1 protein-coding gene is annotated in these 773 nt (G+C 56.0%); it reads left to right on the top strand.

The window, feature by feature from the left end; genetic code table 11:
* Positions 1–93: 93 nt before the first annotated feature.
* Complete coding sequence (locus ACOCD2_RS23475) at positions 94–474, top strand: DUF6166 domain-containing protein (RefSeq protein ID WP_419601484.1); 381 nt, start codon at positions 94–96, stop codon at positions 472–474.
* The last annotated feature ends 299 nt before the right edge of the window (positions 475–773 follow it).

Here is a 773-nt window from a genome sequence, read left to right as displayed (position 1 = left end):
ACTGTTGGGTTCGTTATTACCGGAAAAGCTGGGATGCCGGTTGGTGTGACCAGGACATGGATATGGGGTGTGCTGTTGAGGCATCATTCTTGAATGACGTGCGATACATCGGTGCCCCCCCGGCTGGATCTGGCCAACAAAAGCCCCACGGGGTTTTCCTGGGGCTATCTCGGGAGCGGCCCGGCGCAGCTCGCGCTGGCCATTCTTGCGGACTACCTGCGAGACGAAAATGCCGCACTCGCCCACTATCAGGCCTTCAAAGAAAAAGTCATCGCCGCGCTACCAGAACAGTTGGAATGGACACTAAGCAGGATAGATATAGAGCATGCTCTGACCGCTATAGGTGGAATAGCTTCTCTGTCGCCATCACACCCAGCAACGAGGCCCGTGGGTTGCGTGAAGGGACTTGGCGGCTGCCGCTTATCGGACGGGACTCGAGATGTATCGCTCTGTCCGCGGTGGCCAGACCGGTAAGTGAATTGTTCACCTATGCCCGGCAACACCCTGATAAACGGTTCGTTCTGGATGAAATGTCAACGGCAACCCACAGTATCACCGCCAAGCACTATGCTGATTTTTTTCGGCAACGACCGGCGAATGTGTCTGTCCCGACAAGCTGGGATGAGTCCCACCCTCCCCTGGCGCATTCACATCGTCAAGCGTGTCTTCGACCTCGTGATAGATTTTGGGACATCCCAGTCCCCAAAATCGACTCGGCCTTTGACAACCTATTGGTGCCCCAGCAGTCCTGGTCACCCAGCACTACGCAACAA

The sequence above is a fragment of the Thiolapillus sp. genome, assembly GCF_048562965.1.
Classification (GTDB): domain Bacteria; phylum Pseudomonadota; class Gammaproteobacteria; order Chromatiales; family Chromatiaceae; genus Thiolapillus; species Thiolapillus brandeum_A.
This window is presented reverse-complemented; position numbering and strand designations above follow the sequence as displayed.

Coding starts and splice junctions, on each gene's coding strand:
- ACOCD2_RS23475 (WP_419601484.1), top strand. CDS start 94: ATGACGTGCGATACATCGGTGCCCCCCCGGCTGGATCTGGCCAACAAA.